General features: G+C 69.1%; 18 protein-coding genes. 5 read left to right on the top strand and 13 right to left on the bottom strand.

Going from position 1 to position 20458, the window contains the following annotated elements:
- Window positions 1-130 precede the first annotated feature (130 nt).
- Together DDF62_RS07140 and DDF62_RS07135 are read right to left on the bottom strand one after the other, a co-directional pair.
- Window positions 131-1756, bottom strand: a complete 1626-nt coding sequence (locus DDF62_RS07140; protein WP_165832192.1) for an alpha-amylase family glycosyl hydrolase — start codon at window positions 1754-1756, stop codon at window positions 131-133.
- Window positions 1753-3582, bottom strand: coding sequence for an alpha-amylase family glycosyl hydrolase (locus DDF62_RS07135; RefSeq protein WP_116488495.1), 1830 nt, complete (start codon window positions 3580-3582; stop codon window positions 1753-1755). Before DDF62_RS07135 ends, DDF62_RS07140 begins: the two co-directional genes overlap by 4 nt.
- Before the next feature lie 304 nt (window positions 3583-3886).
- On the opposite strand from DDF62_RS07135, the gene DDF62_RS07130 reads away from it, so the two are divergent.
- Entirely contained in the window at window positions 3887-6655 is a 2769-nt protein-coding gene (locus DDF62_RS07130) for a TonB-dependent receptor (protein ID WP_116488494.1), read from the top strand.
- Window positions 6656-6730: 75 nt separating this feature from the next.
- The gene (locus DDF62_RS07125) at window positions 6731-8233 is read left to right on the top strand and encodes a tryptophan halogenase family protein (protein ID WP_116488493.1); all 1503 of its coding nucleotides are present in this window, start codon (window positions 6731-6733) and stop codon (window positions 8231-8233) included.
- A gap of 64 nt (window positions 8234-8297) precedes the next feature.
- Here DDF62_RS07125 and DDF62_RS07120 read toward each other — a convergent pair whose 3' ends face one another.
- The 10 genes from DDF62_RS07120 to DDF62_RS07075 form a co-directional block, all read right to left on the bottom strand.
- Window positions 8298-9284 carry a type II secretion system F family protein gene (locus tag DDF62_RS07120; RefSeq protein ID WP_116488492.1) on the bottom strand — a complete coding sequence of 329 codons (987 nt, stop codon included), beginning with the start codon at window positions 9282-9284 and terminating at the stop codon, window positions 8298-8300.
- 10 nt (window positions 9285-9294) lie between these two features.
- The gene (locus DDF62_RS07115) at window positions 9295-10272 is read right to left on the bottom strand and encodes a type II secretion system F family protein (RefSeq protein WP_116488491.1); all 978 of its coding nucleotides are present in this window, start codon (window positions 10270-10272) and stop codon (window positions 9295-9297) included.
- A gap of 9 nt (window positions 10273-10281) precedes the next feature.
- A complete protein-coding gene (locus DDF62_RS07110; RefSeq protein ID WP_116488490.1) occupies window positions 10282-11778 on the bottom strand; it encodes a TadA family conjugal transfer-associated ATPase in 1497 nt (498 codons plus the stop codon).
- Between the two features lie 6 nt (window positions 11779-11784).
- The gene (locus DDF62_RS07105; RefSeq protein WP_116488489.1) at window positions 11785-13326 is read right to left on the bottom strand and encodes a CpaE/TadZ family protein; all 1542 of its coding nucleotides are present in this window, start codon (window positions 13324-13326) and stop codon (window positions 11785-11787) included.
- Complete coding sequence (locus DDF62_RS07100; protein WP_116488488.1) at window positions 13323-14009, bottom strand: CpaD family pilus assembly protein; 687 nt, start codon at window positions 14007-14009, stop codon at window positions 13323-13325. Before DDF62_RS07100 ends, DDF62_RS07105 begins: the two co-directional genes overlap by 4 nt.
- Window positions 14010-14020: 11 nt before the next feature.
- Window positions 14021-15763, bottom strand: coding sequence for a type II and III secretion system protein family protein (locus DDF62_RS07095; RefSeq protein ID WP_116488487.1), 1743 nt, complete (start codon window positions 15761-15763; stop codon window positions 14021-14023).
- Window positions 15760-16653, bottom strand: a complete 894-nt coding sequence (cpaB, locus tag DDF62_RS07090; RefSeq protein WP_116488486.1) for a Flp pilus assembly protein CpaB — start codon at window positions 16651-16653, stop codon at window positions 15760-15762. The genes DDF62_RS07095 and cpaB overlap by 4 nt, the downstream gene beginning before the upstream one ends.
- A 206-nt stretch (window positions 16654-16859) precedes the next feature.
- Window positions 16860-17372 (bottom strand): A24 family peptidase, encoded by a 513-nt coding sequence (locus DDF62_RS07085; RefSeq protein ID WP_116488485.1) that lies wholly within the window; start codon window positions 17370-17372, stop codon window positions 16860-16862.
- Window positions 17373-17541: 169 nt separating this feature from the next.
- Entirely contained in the window at window positions 17542-17718 is a 177-nt protein-coding gene (locus tag DDF62_RS07080) for a Flp family type IVb pilin (protein WP_116488484.1), read from the bottom strand.
- A 27-nt stretch (window positions 17719-17745) separates the two neighbouring features.
- Entirely contained in the window at window positions 17746-17940 is a 195-nt protein-coding gene (locus DDF62_RS07075) for a Flp family type IVb pilin (protein ID WP_116488483.1), read from the bottom strand.
- A gap of 313 nt (window positions 17941-18253) precedes the next feature.
- On the opposite strand from DDF62_RS07075, the gene DDF62_RS07070 reads away from it, so the two are divergent.
- The 3 genes from DDF62_RS07070 (at window position 18254) to DDF62_RS07060 (ending at window position 19928) form a co-directional block, all read left to right on the top strand.
- Window positions 18254-18685, top strand: coding sequence for a pilus assembly protein N-terminal domain-containing protein (locus DDF62_RS07070; protein WP_116488482.1), 432 nt, complete (start codon window positions 18254-18256; stop codon window positions 18683-18685).
- A 116-nt stretch (window positions 18686-18801) separates the two neighbouring features.
- Window positions 18802-19380 carry a TadE/TadG family type IV pilus assembly protein gene (locus DDF62_RS07065; protein WP_116488539.1) on the top strand — a complete coding sequence of 193 codons (579 nt, stop codon included), beginning with the start codon at window positions 18802-18804 and terminating at the stop codon, window positions 19378-19380.
- On the top strand, window positions 19377-19928 hold the full coding sequence (locus DDF62_RS07060) for a TadE/TadG family type IV pilus assembly protein (RefSeq protein ID WP_116488481.1): 552 nt from the start codon (window positions 19377-19379) through the stop codon (window positions 19926-19928). Before DDF62_RS07065 ends, DDF62_RS07060 begins: the two co-directional genes overlap by 4 nt.
- Window positions 19929-19932: 4 nt before the next feature.
- Here DDF62_RS07060 and DDF62_RS07055 read toward each other — a convergent pair.
- The coding region (locus DDF62_RS07055; RefSeq protein ID WP_116488480.1) for an aminotransferase class IV at window positions 19933-20458 on the bottom strand (526 nt) is incomplete at its 5' end.

Below are 20458 nucleotides of genomic sequence, written 5' to 3'. Positions count from 1 at the left end.
CTCCCTTCCCCCTCGATGGGGGAAGGGTCGGGGATGGGGGTGACGCGGCGCTGGCCGGGCCAACCGGCTGGCGTGGGTTCACCCCCACCCAACCCTCCCCCATCGAGGGGGAGGGCTTTGAGGAGCGTCCTCACCCCCGCTTCGCCAGCAGGCCGCCCAACGGCGGGACCGTTCCCGGCGCGCCGAGATTGACGCTGTCGACCAGCGTCCAGCCCTGCGGCGCCTCCCACGGAACCGCCTCGAAGCCGAGGTTGAACACGCACAGCATCGCCGCCTCGCCCTCGCCGCGCTCGAAGACGAGCAGCGGGGTGTTGGTGTCCACGAGGTGCATGCCGCCGGTCTTCAGGGCCGGCCATTGCGCGCGCAGGCCGATCAGGCGGCGGGCGACGTGCAGGGTGGCGGCGGGGTCGGCTTCCTGGGCGTCCACCGCCAGGGGCAGGTGGGCCGGATCCACCGGCAGCCACGGCTCGACGGTGGAGAAGCCGGCGTTGAGCGCCCCGGCCGTCCACGGCATCGGCGTGCGGGCGCCGTCGCGGCCCAGGGTCTGGGGCCAGTTGGCGATGGCCTCGGGATCGACCAGGCGCTCGAACGGCACCTCGGCCTGCGGCAGGCCCAGCTCCTCGCCCTGGTAGACGAAAACGTTGCCGCGCAGGGTCATCAGCAGCAGCAGGCCCATCTCGGCGAAGGCCTTGCGGTCGCGGCCGCGGGCCCAGCGCGACACCGCCCGCGGGGCGTCGTGGTTGGAGAAGGTCCAGGACGGCCAGCCCTCGCCTTCGGCGCCCGGCCACGAGGTCGCGCCGAAGCGGACCAGCTCGTCCTTCAGCGCGTCGGCATAGAGGTAGAGGAAGCTGTAGGCGCTGTTGAGGCGGTCGTTCCCGGCCGTGAACAGCTTCATCTCCTCGTCGGCCCGGTCGCCGCCGATCTCGGCCACCGAGAAGCGGCCCTCGTACTGGTCGGTCAGGGCCCGCAGGCGCGACAGGAACTTCGGGATGTCCGCGTGGCCCTGGTTGAAGACCTTGTCCTGGAAATCGAACGGCCGCGAGCGCTTGCCGCCCGGCGGCAGGGGCGGATTGTCCCGCAGGGCCGGGTCGTGCATCGAGAAGTTGATGGCGTCGAAGCGGAAGCCGTCGACCCCGCGCTCCAGCCAGAAGCGGGTGATGTCGAGCAGGGCTTCCTGGACCTTGGGATTGTGCAGGTTCAACTGCGGCTGCGAGGCCAGGAAGTTGTGCATGTAGTACTGGCCGCGCCGGGCGTCCCAGGTCCAGGCCGGGCCGCCGAACACCGACTGCCAGTTCGACGGCGGCGAGCCGTCCGGCTTGGCGTCGGCCCAGACGTACCAATCCGTATACGGATTATCTCGGCTTTCACGGCTCTGGACGAACCAGGCATGTTCGTCGCTGGTGTGCGAGAAGACCAGATCGATGATGATCTTCACGCCCAGGCGATGGGCCTTGTCGATCAGGGCGTCGAAGTCGGCCAGGGTCCCGAAGATCGGGTCGACGTCGCGATAGTCGGCGACGTCATAGCCGAAGTCCTTCATCGGCGAGGCGAAGAACGGCGACAGCCAGATCGCGTCCACCCCGAGCGAAGCGATGTGCTCAAGACGCGCCGTGATCCCCGGCAGGTCGCCCACCCCGTCGTCGTTGGAGTCGGCGTAGCTGCGCGGATAGACCTGATAGATCACCGCCCCGCGCCACCATTCGGCGGGCGTGGCGAGGGAGGCGTCGGCGGGCTTGGTCAAGCTTTCGGTCGTCACTGGCGCGCGCCCTCCGAGACGCAGATCTTGTAGTCGAGCGGCGCGATGGTCACGCGATAGCTGCCGGGAGCCGCGGCCGCCGGGGCGCAGGCCCCGACCGCCGAGCGCCAAGCCGCCGAGGTCGTCTCGACCTCGACATGGGCGTCCACCGGCGCCGCGCCGGTGTTGAACAGGACCAGGGCCTCGCGGCCCTGGTGGATGCGGGAGACGGCCAGCAGGCCGGGCTTGTCGCCGGCCGCGCGCACGATCTGCCGGCCCGAGCGCAGGGCCGGCTCGGCGGCGCGGACCTTGGCCATGCCGGAAATGGCGCGATAGAGCGGCGCGTTCGTGTCGTAGCGGTCGGCCGAGCCGACCTTGCCGCCGATCAGGCGGTTGTCGTTGTAGACGGCGACCTGGCTGGCGAACATGTCCTCGCGGGCGTCCTTGTCGTCGCCGTCGCCGGTGAAGCCCTGCTCGTCGCCGTAATAGAGGGTCGGGGCGCCGCGCAGGAACATCAGCATGGCGTGGGCCAGCACGTTGCGCTGGACCAGCTCGGCGTCCGGCGCGACGGGATGGCCGACCAGCAGCCGGCGGCCGAAACGGCCCATGTCATGGTTGCCCAGGAAGGTGGGGATCTGCGGCCCCGCCGCCTCGCCGCCGCGATAGAGCGCGTCAGCGGCGTACAGCCTGGCGAAGCGGTCGGTCCCGGCCTTGCCCGCCACGGTCTCGGTCACCGCCTGCTGGAAGGCGAAGTCGAGCGCGGCGGAAAAGCCGTCGACCACGGTCGAGCGGGCCAGGGCCACGGGATCAGGGTCGGCGACCTCGGCGAAGATGTGGAAGTTGGGGATGCCGCGCTTTGCCGCCCGTTCCTGCATGGCCGGCACGAAGGCCTGCCAGAACTGCGGATTGACGTGACGGGCGGTGTCGACGCGGAAGCCGTCGATCCCGAACTCGTCGATCCACTGGCCGTAGATGTCGATGAAGCCCTGAACGACGCGCGGATGCTCGGTGTAGAGGTCGTCCAGCCCCGCGAAGTCGCCATAGAGCGAGCTCTCGCCGACGAAATCGCTCTCGCCGCGATTATGGTAGAAGATCGGGTCGTTCAGCCAGTCGGGCTTCTTGATCCCGGCCTCGGCCGCCGGGACGTAGGGCGTATAGGCGAAGTCGGGCCGGGTCAGCTTGGCGAAGTTCTCGGCCGAGCCGTCGGCGTCGCCGGCGAAACCGGCGTTGATCGCCGTCCCCGAAACCCCGCCGCGCCGGCTGACCGGATAGTCGGCCTTGCCGCGGTACTCGCAGCGGCGACCCTCGCATTCCTTCAGCTTGATGACGTCGGCGGTGTGGTTGATGACGATGTCGAGATAGACCTTCATCCCCCGCGCATGGGCGGCGTCGACCAGGGCCTTGAAGTCGGCCTTGGTTCCCAGGTGCGGGTCGACGTCGGTGAAGTCGGTGATCCAGTAGCCGTGATAGGCGGCGCTTTCCTGGCCCTTGGGGCCCTGCACCGGCTTGTTGACGAAGATCGGCGCCAGCCAGATCGCCGTCGCGCCCAGGCCCTGCACATAGTCGAGCTTGCCGGCCAGGCCCTTGAAGTCGCCGCCGTGGAAGAAGCCCTTGTCGGCCGGATCATAGCCGGTGGCCAGACGGTCACCCTTAAGGCCGCCGCGATCATTGGACGGGTCGCCGTTGGCGAAGCGATCGGCCAGGACGAAATAGATCACCTCGTCCTGCGGAGGCCTGGCGCGGAACGCTTCCGAGGCCGGCGCCGACAGGGCCGGCGCGGCGGTCAGGGTCATGCCGGCGCAGCCGAGCGCGGCCGCCAGCCGCCCCCACCGATTGCGGGTGTTCATCCCCTGCCCCTCCATCCCTAGCGTCGCGATCCTGAACGATGCATCGCCCAGGTCAATTTTGCATAGATTTGCAAAGCCGCTTGCAGGCTGTCAATCCATTCGCCTCGCGATCAGCCCATCAAGCCCGGTCGCACTGTGGCCAAATAGCCGCAAAAACCCTTTGAAACGCGGGCTTCACCAGGCCTGACGTCACGTAACATGACAATCCGTCCATTTTTCAGTTGCAAAAGTCGCAATGCGTTTGCAGTAATTTGCGCAACACGGCGCGGGAGAACCGCGCGGACCAACTTGCGGGAGGGAACACATGGACATCCGATTCAAGCTGCGCCGCGCGGCGCTGATGAGCGGGGCCGCCACCGGCCTGGCGCTGCTGCTCGCCGCCGGAGCGGCCCAGGCGCAGACCCCGGCCGCCGGCCAGACCACCGAAGACAACGCCGTCGAGGAAATCACCGTCACCGGCATCCGGGCCTCGATCGAGAACTCGATCGCCCTGAAGAAGGCCTCCAGCTCGATCGTCGAGACGGTCTCGGCCGAGGACATCGGCAAGCTGCCCGACACCTCGATCGCCGAATCCCTGGCGCGCCTGCCGGGCCTGACCGCCCAGCGCCTCGACGGCCGCGCCCAGTCGATCTCGGTCCGGGGCCTGGGCCCCGACTTCAACACCGTGCTGCTGAACGGCCGCGAGCAGGTCTCGACCAGCGACAACCGCGGCGTCGAGTTCGACCAGTATCCGTCGGAAATCCTCAGCGGCGTGGTGGTCTACAAGACCCCGGACGCCGGCGTCGTCGGCCAGGGCCTGGCCGCCACGGTCGACCTGCGCACCATCCGCCCGCTCGACTACGGCAAGACGGTCATCTCGGCCAACGCCCGCTACGAGATGAACGGCGAGAAGAAGCTGAACCCCGACGCCAAGGACAAGGGCGGCCGCTTCAGCGCCACCTTCGTCGACCAGTTCGCCGACGACACCGTCGGCGTGGCGCTGTCGGTCTCGCACATCTCGTCGCCGACCCAGAGCCGCCGCTTCAACGCCTGGGGCTATCCCACCACGGGCGCGGCCAACGACCTGGTGATCGGCGGCGCCAAGCCCTACAACCAGTCCAACAACCTCAAGCGCACCGGCGTGATCGGCGTGTTCGAGTACAAGCCGAACGACAAGTTCCACACCTCGCTCGACGCCTACTATTCCGACTTCAAGGAAAAGCAGATCCTGCGCGGCATCGAGCTGCCGCTCTACTGGAGCTCGGCCACGCTGCAGCCCGGATACACCGTCACCGACGGCTTCGTGACCGCCGGGACCTACACCGGGGTCAAGGGCGTGATGCGCAACGACCTCAACACCCGCAACGCCAAGCTGGCCTCGCTGGGCTGGAACACCGCCTACACGTTCGACAACGGCTGGACGGCGGTCGCCGACCTCTCCTGGTCGCACGCCGAGCGCAAGGACGTGATCTTCGAGTCCTATTCGGGCACCGGCCCCAGCGGCAGCGGCGCGACCGACACCTTGAGCTTCCGCACCACGCCCGGCGCCGGCACCCTGTTCAGCTCGACGCTGGACTACACCAACGCCGCCCAGATCGTGCTGACCGACCCGCAAGGCTGGGGCGCGGGCGCGGCCGGCGGGGCCCTGACCCAGGCCGGCTTCTACAACACCCCGGAAATCGAGGACGAGCTGAAGGCGATCAAGCTGGCCGCCAAGCGCGACCTGTCCTGGGGTCCGATCAACAGCGTCGAGTTCGCCTACAACGGCAGCCTGCGCGAAAAGTCCAAGGAAGTGCACGAAAGCTTCCTGACCTTTGGCGGCCGCATCGCCGACGGCGCCCCGACCAGCCGCGCCATCCCGGCCGCGGCGATCCTGGGCACGGTCAGCCTCGACATGATCGGCATCAAGGGCATGCTGGCCTATGATCCGATGTACCTGCTGAAGAACGGCGTCTACACGCTGATCGCCGACCAGAACCCCGCCGTGCAGACCCGCAACTGGTCGGTGAGCGAAGAGGTCCACCTGGCCTACGCCAAGTTCGGCATCGACAGCACCGTCGGCTCGATCCCGGTGACCGGCAACGCCGGCGTGCAGGTGGTCTATACCGACCAGTTCTCGACCGGCGTGGCCGTCGACCCCAACAACGTCGCCAACCCGATGTCGACCGACGACGGCGACAAGTTCACCTACGTGCTGCCCAGCCTGAACCTGACGTTCGACCTCAGCAACGAGACCCTGCTGCGCGTCGGCCTGGCCCGCACCCTGGCCCGCGCCCGGATGGACGAGCTGCGCGCCAGCCAGTCGTTCAACCAGAATCCGGCCTACCTGACCTCGACCAATCCGAGCCAGTCGTACTTCAGCGCCAACGGCGGCAACCCGCGCCTGCGTCCGTACATCGCCGACGGCGTCGACCTGTCGCTGGAGAAGTATTTCGGCCGCTCGGCCTATGTCTCGGTGGCCGCCTACTACAAGAAGCTGTCGAACTACGTGAACTCGAACTCCTCAAGCTACAAGGACTTCGCGGCCTTCACCTACCTGCTGACCCCGGCCCAGCAGGCCGCGCTCGGCACCACCGTCGGCCTGGTCACCGGCCCCGACAACGGCAAGGGCGGCTTCATCCGCGGCGTCGAGTTCTCGACCTCGCTGCAAGGCGACCTGCTGTGGGAGCCCCTGCGCCACTTCGGCCTGCAGTTCAGCGCCTCGCTGACCGACAGCGAAGTGAAGCTGGAAGACAACATGGACCCGATCGACATGCCCGGCCTGTCGAAGAAGGTCGTCAACACCACGTTCTACTACGAGAACAACGGCTTCAACGCCCGGATCAGCAACCGCTATCGCGGCAAGTTCCTGGGCGAGGTGGCCGGCCTGTCGGCCGCTCGCATCTACCGCACGGTGGACGCTGAATCGGTGCTCGACGCCCAGATCGGCTACGAGTTCCGCGAGGGCCGCTTCGAGGGCCTGTCGCTGATGCTGCAAGCCAACAACATCACCGACGAGCCGTTCAAGACCTACGAGAACGGCGATAAGCGCCGGACCATCGACTACCAGAAGTACGGCACCACCTACATGTTCGGCGTCGCCTACAAGTTCTAGGCCCGCCCCGAAGAGCCCCGCCGGTCCGCCGGCGGGGCTTTTTGCTTTTCACAGGGAGAGAAGGACTTAAAGGCCATGGCGGACAACCGCATCGGCAGGATCGTCATCGTCGGCGGCGGCACGGCCGGCTGGATGAGCGCGGCGATGCTGGCCCGCGCCCTGGGCCCGGCCGCGAAGATCAGCCTGGTGGAGTCCGAGGCGATCGGCACGGTCGGAGTCGGCGAGGCCTCGATCCCGCAGCTGCGCAACTTCAACGCCTTCCTGGGCCTGGACGAGGACGCCTTCCTTCGCGCCACCGAAGGCACGATCAAGCTGGGCATCGAGTTCGTCGACTGGCTGCGTCCCGGCCACCGCTACATGCACGCCTTCGGCCCGGTCGGCCGGCCGCTGGGGACCACGCCCTTTCACCACTACTGGCTGGACGCCCGCCGGCGCGGAACCGCCGGCGACGACTTTTGGGCCTGGTCGGCCAACGCCCTGGCCGCCCGCGCCGGACGCTTCGGCCGTGTTACGCCGGGTGGGGCCGAGCCCCTGACCTGGGCCTTCCACTTCGACGCCGCCCTCTATGCCCGCCACCTGCGGACCTATGCCGAGGCGCGCGGGGTCGTACGCGTCGAGGGCCGCATCGTCGGCGTCGACCAGGATGGCGACAGCGGCTTCCTGCGAGCCGTGGCCCTGGAGGACGACCGCCGGATCGAGGGCGACCTCTTCATCGACTGCTCGGGCTTCCGCGGCCTCCTGATCGAGGAGGCGCTGAAGACCGGCTACGAGGACTGGCGCAGGTGGCTGCCGATGGACAGCGCCTGGGCCGTGCCCAGCCGCGATGACGCCCCGCCGGTTCCCTACACCCGCGCCTGGGCCCGCGACGCCGGCTGGCAATGGCGGATCCCGTTGCAGCACCGCACCGGCAACGGCCACGTCTTCTCCAGCGCCTGGACCGACAAGGACGCCGCCGCCCGCGTGCTGATGGACAATCTGGAAGGCGAGGCCCTGGCCGATCCGCGCCTGCTGACCTTCGTCACCGGCCGCCGCAGGAAGAGCTGGAACCGCAACGTCGTGGCCCTGGGCCTGGCTTCGGGCTTCATGGAGCCGCTGGAGTCGACCAGCATCCACCTCGTCCAATCGGGCCTGGCGCGCCTGCTGGCGCTGTTTCCCGACCAAGGCTTCGACCCGCTGCTGGCCGACGAGTTCAATCGCCAGACCGAGCAGGAATACGCCTGCATCCGCGACTTTCTCGTCCTGCACTACAAGGCCACGCAGCGCGAGGACACGCCGTTCTGGGCCAGCCGCAAGGCGATGGAGATCCCCGAGACCCTGGCCGCGCGCATGGCCCTGTTCGCCAGCAGCGGCCGGGTGTTCAGCCGCGACGAGGACCTCTTCAAGGAAAGCAGCTGGGTTCAGGTGCTGCTGGGTCAGGGCGTCACGCCCGCCGCGGCCCATCCGATGACCGCCGTGGTCGCCGACGCCCAGGTCGACGGCTGGCTGGACGACCTGGCCCGCATCGCCGGCCGCGCCGCCTCATCGCTGCCGAGCCACGCCGCGTTCCTCGCCCGCGCCGAAACCCGCCTGGCGGGCTGATCCCCTTCCCCTGACTGACCCTCGCCGGAACCTGCGCCGGCGGGGGTCGACTTTTCGGGGAAGATCAGCCGACCGGCTTCTTGGCCATCAGGTCGGTGACCTTGAGGATCGCCGGACCCAGGATGACGATGAACAGCACCGGCAGGAAGAACACGATCATCGGCACGGTCAGCTTGGGCGGCAGGCTGGCGGCCTTCTTTTCGGCGGCCGACAGGCGCAGTTCGCGGTTTTCCTTGGCCATCACCCGCAGGGCCGCGCCCAGCGGCGTGCCGTAGCGCTCGGCCTGGATCATGGCCGTGGCCACCGACTTGATGCCCGGGTGGTTGGTGCGGCGCGCCAGCCCCTCGTAGGCTAGGCGCCGGTCGGGCAGGTAGGACAGCTCGGCGGTGAGCAGGCTGAGTTCCTCGGCCAGCTCCATCGAGCTGCCGCCGACCTCGTTGCTGACCTTCTGGATCGCCGCCTCGATCGACATGCCGCTCTCGACGCAGATCAGCAACAGGTCGAGGGCGTCGGGGAAGGACGCGACGATCGACTCCCGGCGCTTCTGGGCCGCGTTCTGGATGTAGAGGTTGGGCGCGTAGTAGCCGACCGTCAGGGCGCCGACGCAGATCGCCAGCTTCTGGGTCATCTGCAGGCCGAAGCCGTTCATGCCGAACAGATAGATCGCCGCCAGCAGGGCGAAGGCGAACGGCATCACGAAGCGGAAGAAGTAGAAGGTCGACACCGGCCTGGGGCCGCGGAAGCCGGCCTGGGCCAGCTTGTCGACCACCTTGGGATCCTCCAGCAGCTTCGACAGCTGGAGGCGGTCGACGATGGTCTTGTAGACGCCCTCGTCGGTGTGGCGCAGGCTCGAGCCCGTGGCGCCCTTCTGGGCCATGGCCGCGCGCGAGCGGCGACGCAGCTCCTCGCGACGGTTGGCCACCGACTTCAGCCGGCTTTCCAGCCCGTTATCGTTCAACACCGGCGCGGCCAGGGTGATGATGGTGGCGAACACCACCAGCGCCACGAAGGCGGTCAGCAAGTTCGAAGGATCCGTCAGCATCTGGACCATGCGCGTCTCCCTAGAACTTGAAGTTGATCATGCGGCGCATGATGAAGATGCCCATGCTCATCCACACCGCCGCGACCAGCAGCATCAGGCGGCCGCGCAGATCGGTGAACAGGGTGCTCATGTAGTCGGGGGCGATGATGGTGATCAGGATCATCACGCCGGGCGGCAGGCAGCCGATGATGAAGGCCGAGGCCACGGCTTCCGCCGACAGGGCCTTGATCTTCTCGGCCATCAGCTTGCGCGAGCGCAGCACGGTCGACAGGTTGCCCAGCGCCTCGGCCAGATTGCCGCCGGTCTTCTGCTGGATGTTGAGCACGATGGCGAAGAAGCGCACCTCGGCCGTGGGCATCCGCTCGTACAGCCGCTCCAGCGCCGCGTCGATCGGCATGCCCATGGCGATGTTCTCGGTCAGGGTGCGGAACTCGCCGGCCAGGGGCTCGGGGCTCTCCTTGCCGATGATCTTCAGGCAGTCATGCACCGGCAGGCCCGACTTGATGCCGCGCACGATGATGTCGATGGCGTCGGCGAAGGCGTCGATGAACTTCCTGGTGCGCTGCTTGCCCAGGAACCCGATCACCCAGCGCGGCAGGCCCAGCGCCGCGGCGAAGCCGCCGGCCAGGGCCACCACCGGCATCTGCCGGACGGCCAGCAGGATCACGGCGACCAGCACCCCGAGCACCGCGCTGATGATCCAGAACAGCTTGACGTTCTCGCCCAGGCCCGCGGCCCGCAGGCGCGCGGCGATCGTCAGGGTGGCCTTCTTCTGTTTGCGGTCCTGTTCCTTGAGCGTCTTGAGGATCTGCTTGCGGCGGGCGTCGGGAGTGTTGGCCGCGACCTTGGCCCGCGCGGCGACCTGGCGCTCGCCGCCGCCGACGATCACCTGGGCGCGCTTGGACGCCTTGGCGTTGGCGCTCTCGCCGCCGCCCGTCAGAACAAAGCCGAGCCCCGCGATGGTGATGAAGCCCAGGACCGCGATCAGGATGAACATGACCCCGCCCTACTCCGCCGCGTCCAGCGCCTCGGCCAGCTCGCGCTCGAGGCCGTAGTAGCGGGCGCGGTCCCAGAAGCGCGGCCGGGCGATGCCGGTCGAGCGGTGCTTGCCCAGCACCTTGCCGTTCTCGTCCTCGCCGGTGATCTCGTAGACGAACAGGTCCTGGGTGACGATGACGTCGCCTTCCAGGCCGACGACCTCGGTGACGTGGGTGATGCGACGCGAGCCGTCGCGCAGGCGCGCGGCCTGGATGATCACGTCGACCGAGCCGACGATCATCTCCTTGATGGTCTTGGAGGGCAGGCCGTAGCCGCCCATGGTGATCATGCTCTCGACGCGGCTGATGGCCTCGCGCGGGCTGTTGGCGTGCAGCGTGCCCATCGAGCCGTCGTGGCCGGTGTTCATGGCCTGCAGCAGGTCGAAGGCCTCGGGACCACGGACTTCGCCGACGATGATGCGTTCGGGACGCATCCGCAGGCAGTTCTTGACCAGGTCGCGCATGGTCACCGAGCCCTGGCCTTCCAGGTTGGGCGGACGGGTTTCCAGGCGCACCACGTGCGGCTGCTGCAATTGCAGCTCGGCCGCGTCCTCGCAGGTCACGACCCGCTCGGTGGGGTCGATGAAGGCGGTCATGGTGTTGAGCAAGGTGGTCTTGCCCGAGCCGGTGCCGCCCGAGATGATGACATTGCAGCGGCAGGCGCCGATGACGCCGAGGACGCGCGCGCCCTCGGGGCTGATGGAGGCGTACTCCACCAGGTTCTTCATCGTCAGTTTGTCCTTCTTGAACTTCCGGATGGTCAGGGTGGGACCATCCAGCGCCAAGGGGGGCGCGATGACGTTGACGCGGCTGCCGTCGGGCAGGCGGGCGTCGCAGATGGGCGAGCTTTCGTCGACCCGGCGGCCGACCTGGCTGACGATCCGCTGGCAGATGTTCATCAGCTGCAGATTGTCGCGGAAGCGGACGTTGGTCAGCTGCACCTTGCCGGCGACTTCGATGAACACCCGGTGCGCGCCGTTGACCATGATGTCGGCGATGTCGTCGCGGGCCAGCAGCGGCTCCAGCGGGCCGTAGCCGAGGACGTCGTTGATGATGTCCTGGACCAGGTGCTCCTGCTCGGACACCGACATCGAGACGTTCTTGATCGCCACCAGCTCGGCGACGATGTCGCGGATCTCCTCGGCGGCGGCCTTCTGGTCCAGTTGGGCCAGCTGCGACAGGTCGATGGTGTTGAGCAGCGCGTTGAAGATCGTCGTCTTCGTGGCGTGGTAGTAATCGCTCTGCTCACGGACGATCGTGGCGGTCTGCGGCTGGCCCTGGGCCGCGCGCAGCTGCTCCAGCCCCTGGGTGGCCTTGGGCGCGGTCGCCGGCTTGGCCGGCGCGGCCGGCGCGGGCGCGGCGGGGTCGACGCGCTGCGGGCGCGTGGCGATGGCCGTCCCGCCGGTGGGGGCGGGCGGCGGCGCCTGGCGCTCGGTGACGGTGGCCTGATCGCGCTTGCCGAACATTCGCCCCTACTTCTTCTTGAACAGGCCCGACAGGATCGACGCCGACTTGGTCGCCGCCGGCGCCTCGCGGCGGCTGATCAGCCGCGCCAAGTGATCGACGCCCTCGGCCGCCTTCGACTTGGGCGCCACCTCGGCCACCATCTGGCCGTTGTTGGCCGCCTGGCCGAACAGCTTGGGATCGAACGGCAGCACCAGCGACGGGGTCACCCCCAGGGCCTCGCCGAAGTCCTTGACCGGGATCTCGGGACGGCCCGGCACGCCCACCTGGTTGAGCACCAGGCGCGGCGGGATGTCGTTCGGACGCGCCTGGCGCACCAGGTCGACGATGTTCTTGGCGTTGCGCAGGGACGCCAGGTCGGGCGTCGCGACGATCACCAGATCATCGCTGCCGACCAGCACCTTGCGGGTCCACGGCGCCCAGGCATGGGGCAGGTCCAGCACCACGAACGGGGCGGCGCCGCGCATCTTCTGCGTCACCTCCTCGTAGGCGTCGGCGCCGATGTCGTAGTCCTGCTCCAGCGTGGCCGGGGCGGCCAGCAGCGACAGGCGGTCGCCGCAGCGGACCATCATCCGGTCCATCAGCACCGGGTCCAGGCGCTCAGGCTGGCTGAGCGCGTCGAACACGCCCTGCAGCGGGTCCTGGTTGAAGTCGAGGCCGGCCGTGCCGAACGGCAGGTCGAGGTCGACGATGACGGTGGCCGCCTCCATCCGCTCGGCCATCGACCAGGCGAAGTTGTGGGCCAGGGTCGACGAGCCCACCCCGCCCTTGGCGCCGACGAAGGCGACCTGGCGGCCGACGAACGGCGCCGACGGATCCGAATAGAGCGCGGTGACCGCGCGGATCACCTGCAGCGGGCTCTTGGGCTGGGTCAGGTATTCGCTGACCCCGCGGCGCATCAGCTCGCGATAGAGGGCGATGTCGTTCGTCTGGCCGATGACCACGACCTTGGTGCCGGGGTCGCAGACCTGGGCCAGGCCGTCCAGCAGGGCCAGCATGCGCTGGGCCGAGTCCATGGTCTCGACCAGCACCAGCGAGGGCGTCGGCTGGTTCTGGTAGAAGTCGACGGCCGCCTCCAGCCCGCCGTGACGGGCGACCACCGAGGCGCGGACCATGCGGCGGTCGGCGGCGGCGGCCTCGATGACCGCCAGGGTCTCGGCGCGAACGCCGAAGGCGTGGATGGCGATGCGCGGCACGCTGGCCTCGCCGACGCCGGCGTCGACGCCCGGCAGGACGTCTTCATGGGCCGAGGTGTTCCAGTCCATGGCCGGCGGCGCGGGCGCGGCGACCGGCGCGGGGCGTGGCGGCTGCGCGACCGGCGTGGCCAGGTCGGCGAACGGATTGGAGGCCAGGCTCGCCAGCCCCGGAGCGACGGCCGAACGGGCTTCCGGCCGGCGGGCCAGCGGAAAATCGGCGAAGGGGTCGCCGGCCGCCGCCGCGGGGGCGGGGGCCGTACGCCAGGGATCGTCCCCGGCGGGCGCGGCGAACTCGTCGTCGGCCTCGAAGCCCAGGTCGAAGGGATCGGGATCAGTCGTCCGGAAGGTCGTCATTTCACCACCCGAGAAACGGCGCCGTCGGACTGCGTGTCCTTCTGCGAGGCGGTCATCTGGCCGGCGCGATACTTCTCCAGCACCACCCCGCGACGCATGGCGTCGACCGGATCCTCGCGGCGCGGGCCTTGCAGGTCGGCGGGATTGGCCACCTGGGCGGCCATGTTGGCGGTCACCGCGCAGCCGAAATTGCCGTAGGCGTCGTTGTTGCGGGTCGCGGTCAGGTTTTCCCAGGACCCGCAGCGCGGGATCTGGGCCGTGTGCCGCAGATAGCCGACGCGCAGCGGCGGGGCCTTGTCGCCGTCGGCAGGGTAGGAGTCGATACGGACGGCGAAGCGCGGCGCGCCCGCGTCGATCAGGTAGGCGCGCGCGACGGCGGCCATGCGACCCGCGGCCTGCGCCTCCGGCCCGCCGACCGGCGCCAGCACGACCAGCTCCTTGGCCTCGGCCTCGTTGAACCGGGCCAGCAGCGCGTCGAGCGCCTGGACCTGGCGGGGCGAAAGCCCCTCGGCGTGGATGGCCAGCAGCACCTCGTCCGGCGCCGCCGTAACCTGGACCTTGTCTTCCCATTGCGCGGTCGGGGTCGCCGGGGCGGGGCCCTGCCCGCCCGTCGTGGCGCAGGCCGCCAGGGCCAGCAGGCCAGCGCCGGCGAGGATCGCGCGAAGGGTCTTGGCTCGCGTCATGGTCCGCGTCCTCATTCGATCACGTAGCCGACCGGACCCTGGTAGGTCCGTTCGGAGTTGGCGCCCGGCGGGGCCTTGACCACCTTGTTCAGGCGGCCCAGCAGCACGGTGCTCATGTCGCCGGCGATCTGCAGGCCGTCGGCCGGCGTCTGCTGGTCCTGCGGACGGGTGGGGTCGACGATGTAGGGGGTGATGATCACCACCAGCTCGGTCTCGCCGTTCAGGTAGTCGCGCGACCGGAACAGCGAGCCCAGGACCGGCAGCGAGGTCATGCCCGGCAGGGAGTCGATGTTCTCCTTGGTCTGCTGGTGCAGCAGGCCGGCGATCATCAGGGCGCCGCCCGAGGGCAGCTCGACGGTCGTCTCGGCGCGGCGCACCGACAGGCCCGGGATCACCAGGGTCGAGGAGGTTCCCGACCCGAGGGTGAAGGCGCCCAGGCTCGACAGCTCCGACACCTCGGTCGACAGCTTCAGCGAGATGCGGCCGCCCGACATGACCACGGGCGTATAGCCCAGGCCCACGCCGTAGGGCTTGAACTCGACGGTCACGCGGCCGTCGCTGTCGCTGCCGGTCGGGACCGGGAACTCGCCGCCGGCCAGGAACTTGCCGGCCTCGCCCGACACGACGGTCAGGTTGGGTTCGGCCAGGGTGCGGATCAGGCCCACGCGCTCGAAGGCCTGAAGACAGGCGTTGAGGTTGTTGCCGGTCGCCATGCTGTAGGCGGTGCTGGCGGCGCTGGAGATCAGGCCCGTCAGCGAATTGCTCGCGCCGGTCGTCGACGTCGGGCCAGCGCTCGTGGTGGTCGTGGTGGTCACCGTTCCGGTCAGCGGGTCGGTGGATTCCACGGTCGTGGAGACCGAGCTGCCGTTGGACGTCGTGTTGCCGCTGGTCACGCTGCCCTGGTTGGTGACCGACGCGTTGTTGGTGTAGTTCGTCGTGCGGACGTTGTTGCGGCCGTAGCAGGCGTTCAGGCCGCCGACCATGCCGCCGTTGACGGCGAAGGTGTTGTCGCGGCCCAGGCTGTAGGTCTTGAAGCCGTCGTTGAGCAGGTTGTTGGTCGAGACGCCCAGCTGCTTGATGATGTTGCGCTGGACCTCGACGATCCGCACCTTGAGCATCACCTGGTCCTTGCCGGCGATGCTGAGCATGTTCACGACCAGCTCGGGCTTGCCCACGAACTGCTGGGCGACGAGGGCGGCCTTGCTGGCGTCGCCGGCGCTGGCGACCGTGCCGGTCAGGATCACGCTGTCGCGCACCGGCTGCACCTCGATGCGGGAATCCGGCAGCACCTTGCGCAGGGTGTCCTGCAGCAGGCCGGCGTCCTCGTCGACGCGGATGGCCAGGGTCAGCAGCTTGCGGCCGGCGGCGTCGAAGAACACCGCGTCGGTCGAGCCCTTGCCAACGCCCAGCACGTAGATGCGGCGCGGACTGCGCAGGACGGCGTCGGCCACCTGCGGGTTGGTCACCAGCATGTCGCGCACGTCGGCCGGCAGCTCGATGATCGCCGACTTGCCGCGCGGCAGGTTCAGCACCCGGGCGTCGGGACCGGCGGTCAGGTCGACCCGCAGCACCTGGTCGGCGACCGGCGGGGACGCATAGGTCACGACCGGGGCCGGCGCGCGCGGCGCGGCCCGGGCCGGACGGTAGACGCGATCGCCGGCGTAGCCGTCGGCCAGAGCCGGCGCGGCGGGCGCCAGGGCCGTCAGGACGGCGAGCGAGGCCGAAAGCGAGAGGGAGGCGAACCGGCGGGTCATTGGCGCACCGCGATGCTGGAGGTCTGTCCGCCGCGATTGATGCGGATGACCGTGGAATCCTGGGTCGGGGCGGCGACGCCGGAGGGGCCGCCCAGGTCGGTGTAGGCGCGCAGCGCCAGGGTGACGGGGCCGCTGGCCTTGGCGCGGGTCAGCGCCTCGGCCTCGGCCGGGCGCACCTCGAGGGTGGCCGTGGCGGCGACGATGGTCTTGGCGTCCTTCTCGGCGGTGGTGGCCTGGTCGAGGGCGAGGACGCGGATGTTCTGCAGCACGGTCTCGGCGACGACCTGCTTGCCGCCGCCGCCGGCGTCGCCGGTGGGGGCGTCGCGGCTCATCAGCACGTCGACCCGGTCGCCGGGCAGGATGAAGCCGCCGGCGGCGGTCTCGGAGGTGACCGGAACGGCCATGGCGCGGGCGCCGGGCGACAGCACGACCGACAGGTAGCCGCCCTCGCCGCCACGGACGATCTTGCGCGGCACGATGGGCTCGCCGGCCAGCAGCGGGTCGCGAACGATCGCGCCCTCGACGGCGGCTTCGGGCGGAGCGCCGCCCAGAACGCTGGTGGCTTCGGCGGCGGTCTTGACCACCTTGGCCGCGCCGCCCTGGGCTTCGGCCGGGGCCGCGCCGTTGGTGATGTAGACGGGGCTGACGGCGTCGGCGGGCCAGGCCTTCCAATCGACGTCGTCCTTGGTCAGGCGCGTGCCGATCGCCAGGTCGCGCTTGGCGACCAGGACCAGGGTCATGGGCTTGGCGTCGAGGGTCGGCGCGCCGGGAGCCGAGGCGACGACCTCGGATCTGGCGGATTTGCCGCCCACGGCTTTCTGCATCAGCATGGCCAGGCCGATCGCCGAAGCGGCGGCGACCAGGACGATGATGATTCTCACAGGGTTCATGCGCGGCGAGGCTCTGGCGTCGGCAGGACGGGTTCGGCGCGCCTGGAGAGCTTCACTCCGCCGGACGCAGGGGTCGAACAGCCGTTCTGGCCGCATCGCAAACTGCGGCGCCCATGGTTAACAGCCGCTAAAGGAAGCCCCGTGCAATGCGGGTTCCGACCGCGACAGCCTGACGCGGACTCCCGAAAGCCGGGAGCCGCTCGCAATCAGTTGAGCAAAGCTTGGCCGATGATGCTTTGCGGCAGGGCCGCCAGCGCCCCGGCGGCGATCGCCACGCCGTAGGGAATGTCGCCCTTCTGGTCGCCCAGGCGACGCACCCAGGCCGGTCCCCCGGCGATCATCGGCGCCAGCCATCCCGAGCGCAGGCTCATCAGGCCCAGGGTCAGGGCCCCGCCGGCCAGGGCGGTGGTCAGCAGGAACGGCGCGACGCCGGGAACGCCCATCCACAGGGCGCAGGCCGCAAGCAGCTTGGCGTCGCCGCCGCCGACCCAGCGCAGGGCGAACATGACCATTCCGATCAGCAGCAGGCCAAGGCCGACGGCCAGCGACAGCCCCGCCTGCGCCCAGCCGACGCCGCCGACCAGGGCGGCGACGGGAAAGGCCGCGATCAGCGCCAGCGAGATCCAGTTGGGAATGGTGTAGCTGGTGACGTCCTTCAGGGCGGCGACGACGGCCAGCCCGGCGAAGACGATCAGCGGAAGGATTTGCAGGCTTTGCATGGCGGCTCTCGATCCTGGATCGTTCACCAGTCTAGTCGCCGCCGATGAAGCAATGGTTTCCAGACTAGACCGTCGGAGACATGAGAAGACGCTGGCCGGCAGGCAAAGAAAAAGGCCGCGACATCGAAATGTCGCGGCCCTTGACTTAGCGGCCTCTCGGCTTGTCGCCCTAGTTGCCGGCGCTTTCGAGACGGCCGACCGCCCCTTCGAAAAGCGCCTTCAAGGGCGGCCCGAGCAGGGGGACGACGGCGACGACGACAACACTGATCAGCGCGGCGATGAGGCCGTACTCGATGGCAGTCGCGCCGCGATCGTCCTGAAGGAAGCGACCAAATAGCCGAGCCATTGGACGTCTCCCTTTCCGATCGGCGTCTTACGGGCTCGGGCTCGAGCTCGGGCTCGGGTTCGAGAGGGTGTCGGCGGTGTTCTGGAAGGCCGTTTCCAGGCCGCCCTTCAGGAAGCCGAAGACGGTGACGATGATGACCGAGATCAGAGCGATGATGAGGCCGTACTCGATGGCCGTGGCGCCCGACTCGTCCTTCAGGAAGCGCGTGACAAACTTCGACATGACTTGATCTCCTGCTGAGAAAACTTGGCTGGGCCGGCAAGCCATGGCGACTTGTTCACCCCCGAAAACACGATCAAATTCGCCCAACTCGATTAATCGCCAGTAAACATCGAGATTTTCTCGTGATTTTTCTTTTGGTTTATTTGAGTTTACCATTACCAACGCTTAACTACGTGGCAATTTGAGAGCAGAAATCCGTTATTGCTCAAGGGATTCGAGAATGCGCAGCTTGTCGCACCCTGACCGATCTTAGTTCTTTATTGACCATTCTTCGTCAGGGTGAGGTCACAGATTTCGCTCCGACAGGACCGCCATGCGCCGCCTCTCGCTCGCCATCGTCGCCTTTTTCAGCCTCTGCGGCGCCGCCGTGGCGGCCCAGGCGGCCGCTCCGACCACCCCCGCCCCGCGCACCATGACCGTGGCGGCGGGCCAGGCGACCACCATTCCGCTGGGCGGATCGGCCCGCGAGATCGTCGTCGGCGACCCGCAGATCGCCGATGTCAGCGTCGTCAACGACCGCACCCTGGTGATCCTGGGCAAGCGCGTGGGCGTGACCACCCTGTTCGCCTTCGACGCCCAGGGTCGCCCGCTGGCCGGCGGCCAGGTGCTGGTGACCGACGTCTCGGCCGACGCCGTGACCGTCCAGCGCGGCGCCGCCGCCTCGGCCTACGCCTGCGACAACCGCTGCATCGCCCTGACCGCCAGCGAGCCGACGACCTCGCAGCCGGCGCCCGGCCAGCCCTGACAAGCCAGCCCTGACACGATAGGTCGCACGTACGCGTACGTGCGCGCGCCCAGCGGTTAGGGCGCGGTTAGGGAGCCGCCGCTATGGTCCCCCAAGTCGCAAACTCGGACCGCCGCATGGGGAAGCCTCCCGTTTCGCTGAACGCCCGCCTGACGCTGGCCGCCCGTCGCCGGCTGGGCCGCTTCGCGCGCGCGCAGGACGGCGCGACCGCCGTCGAGTTCGCCCTCGTGCTGGCGCCGTTCCTGATACTGCTGTTTGGCCTGATCGAGCTGGCGCTGATCTTCTTCGCCTCCATGGTGCTGGAGAACGCGGTCATCGACGCCGGCCGCGAGATCCGCACCGGCCAGGTCCAGACCTCGGGCGCCAATTCCGCCAGCGCCTTCAAGGACAATGTCTGCGCGCGGATGAGCTGGCTGCAGAGCGGCTGCGCCGGACGCCTGCGCGTCGACGTGCGCACGGTCTCGACCTTCACCTCGACCAGCAACCTGACCACGCCGGACACCCCGTGCTGGGATCCAGGCGGCCCCAGCTCGCTGGTGATCGTGCGCGCCTATTACGACTGGCCGCTGATCACGCCGCTGATGGCCTCGGTCCTGCAGAAGAGCAACGGCAAGGCCAACCTGGGCTTCACCACCGCCTTCGCCAACGAGCCCTACAATAGCAGCTCGGCCGCCAGCGTGAGCTGCTCCACATGACCCCGCGCCGCCCCCTCCCCACCCGGAAGCGTTTCGCCCGCGACGTCCGCGGCGTCGTCGCCGTCGAGTTCGCCCTGCTGGCGCCGCTGCTGCTGCTGTTCTACTTCGGCCTGGCCGAGTTGACCCAGGCGATGATGGCCCAGCGACGCCTGTTCCACGCCACCTCGCTGATCGGCGACATGGCCGCCCAGAACGGCCAGATCAACCAGGCGCGGGTCGACGACATCTACAACATCGGCCAGGCGGTCATGAAGCCGTTCCCGGCCACGCCCATGCGCCTGTGCCTCTACAGCGTGACGTCCGACAGCAAGGGCAAGGACACCGTGGCCTGGAGCACGCCCAAGAACAGCCCGACCAACTGCCCGACCCTCGGGGCCGTGGTCACCGACGTGCCCGACAGCGTGCTGCCCATCAGCAGCAGCGTCATCATCAGCACGACGAGCTACGACTACAAGCCGACCGTCAGTCTCAACGACGCCTCGTTCACCTTCCGGCGCACCTACTATCTGCGCCCCCGCCGCACCGAAACGGTGGAGTTGGTGAAATAGAGGCCTAGCCGGCCGCGACGGCCAGGGCCGCCACGCGCGGGTCCTCGCCCAGGTCGCGACCGTCCAGCTGGACCAGCGGCCGCACCCCGGTCAGGCTGTTGGTCAGGAAGACCGCGTCGGCGCTCGCCAGCGCTTCGAGGCCGACATGCACCTCGCATGCCTCCAACCCGAGCCCGGCGGCCGCCGTCATCACCCGCCCGCGCGCCAGGCCGGCCAGCACCCCGCAATCCAGCGCCGGGGTGAAGAGCACCCGCCCCTCGAGCCAGAACAGGTTGCCGGCCGAGGCGCAGGCCAGATGGCCCTGGTTGTTCAGCATCAGGGCTTCGTCGGCGCCGGCCGCGCGCGCCTCGCGCCGGGCCAGCACGTTGTCGAGATAGGACAGCGTCTTCAGCCGCGAGGCGGGCGAGCCTTCGTTGCGGCGGACGGAGGCGACCACCGCCCGGGCCGGCGCGCCGGCCGGCGGCGCGGCCGCGCACGACGCCAGCAGCACGCAGGCGGGCGCCTCGGGCCGGTCCAGCCCCCGCCCGCCC

Origin of the sequence: Caulobacter radicis, assembly GCF_003094615.1 — a bacterium.
In the GTDB taxonomy this organism is placed as follows: Bacteria; Pseudomonadota; Alphaproteobacteria; order Caulobacterales; family Caulobacteraceae; genus Caulobacter; species Caulobacter radicis.
This window is presented reverse-complemented; position numbering and strand designations above follow the sequence as displayed.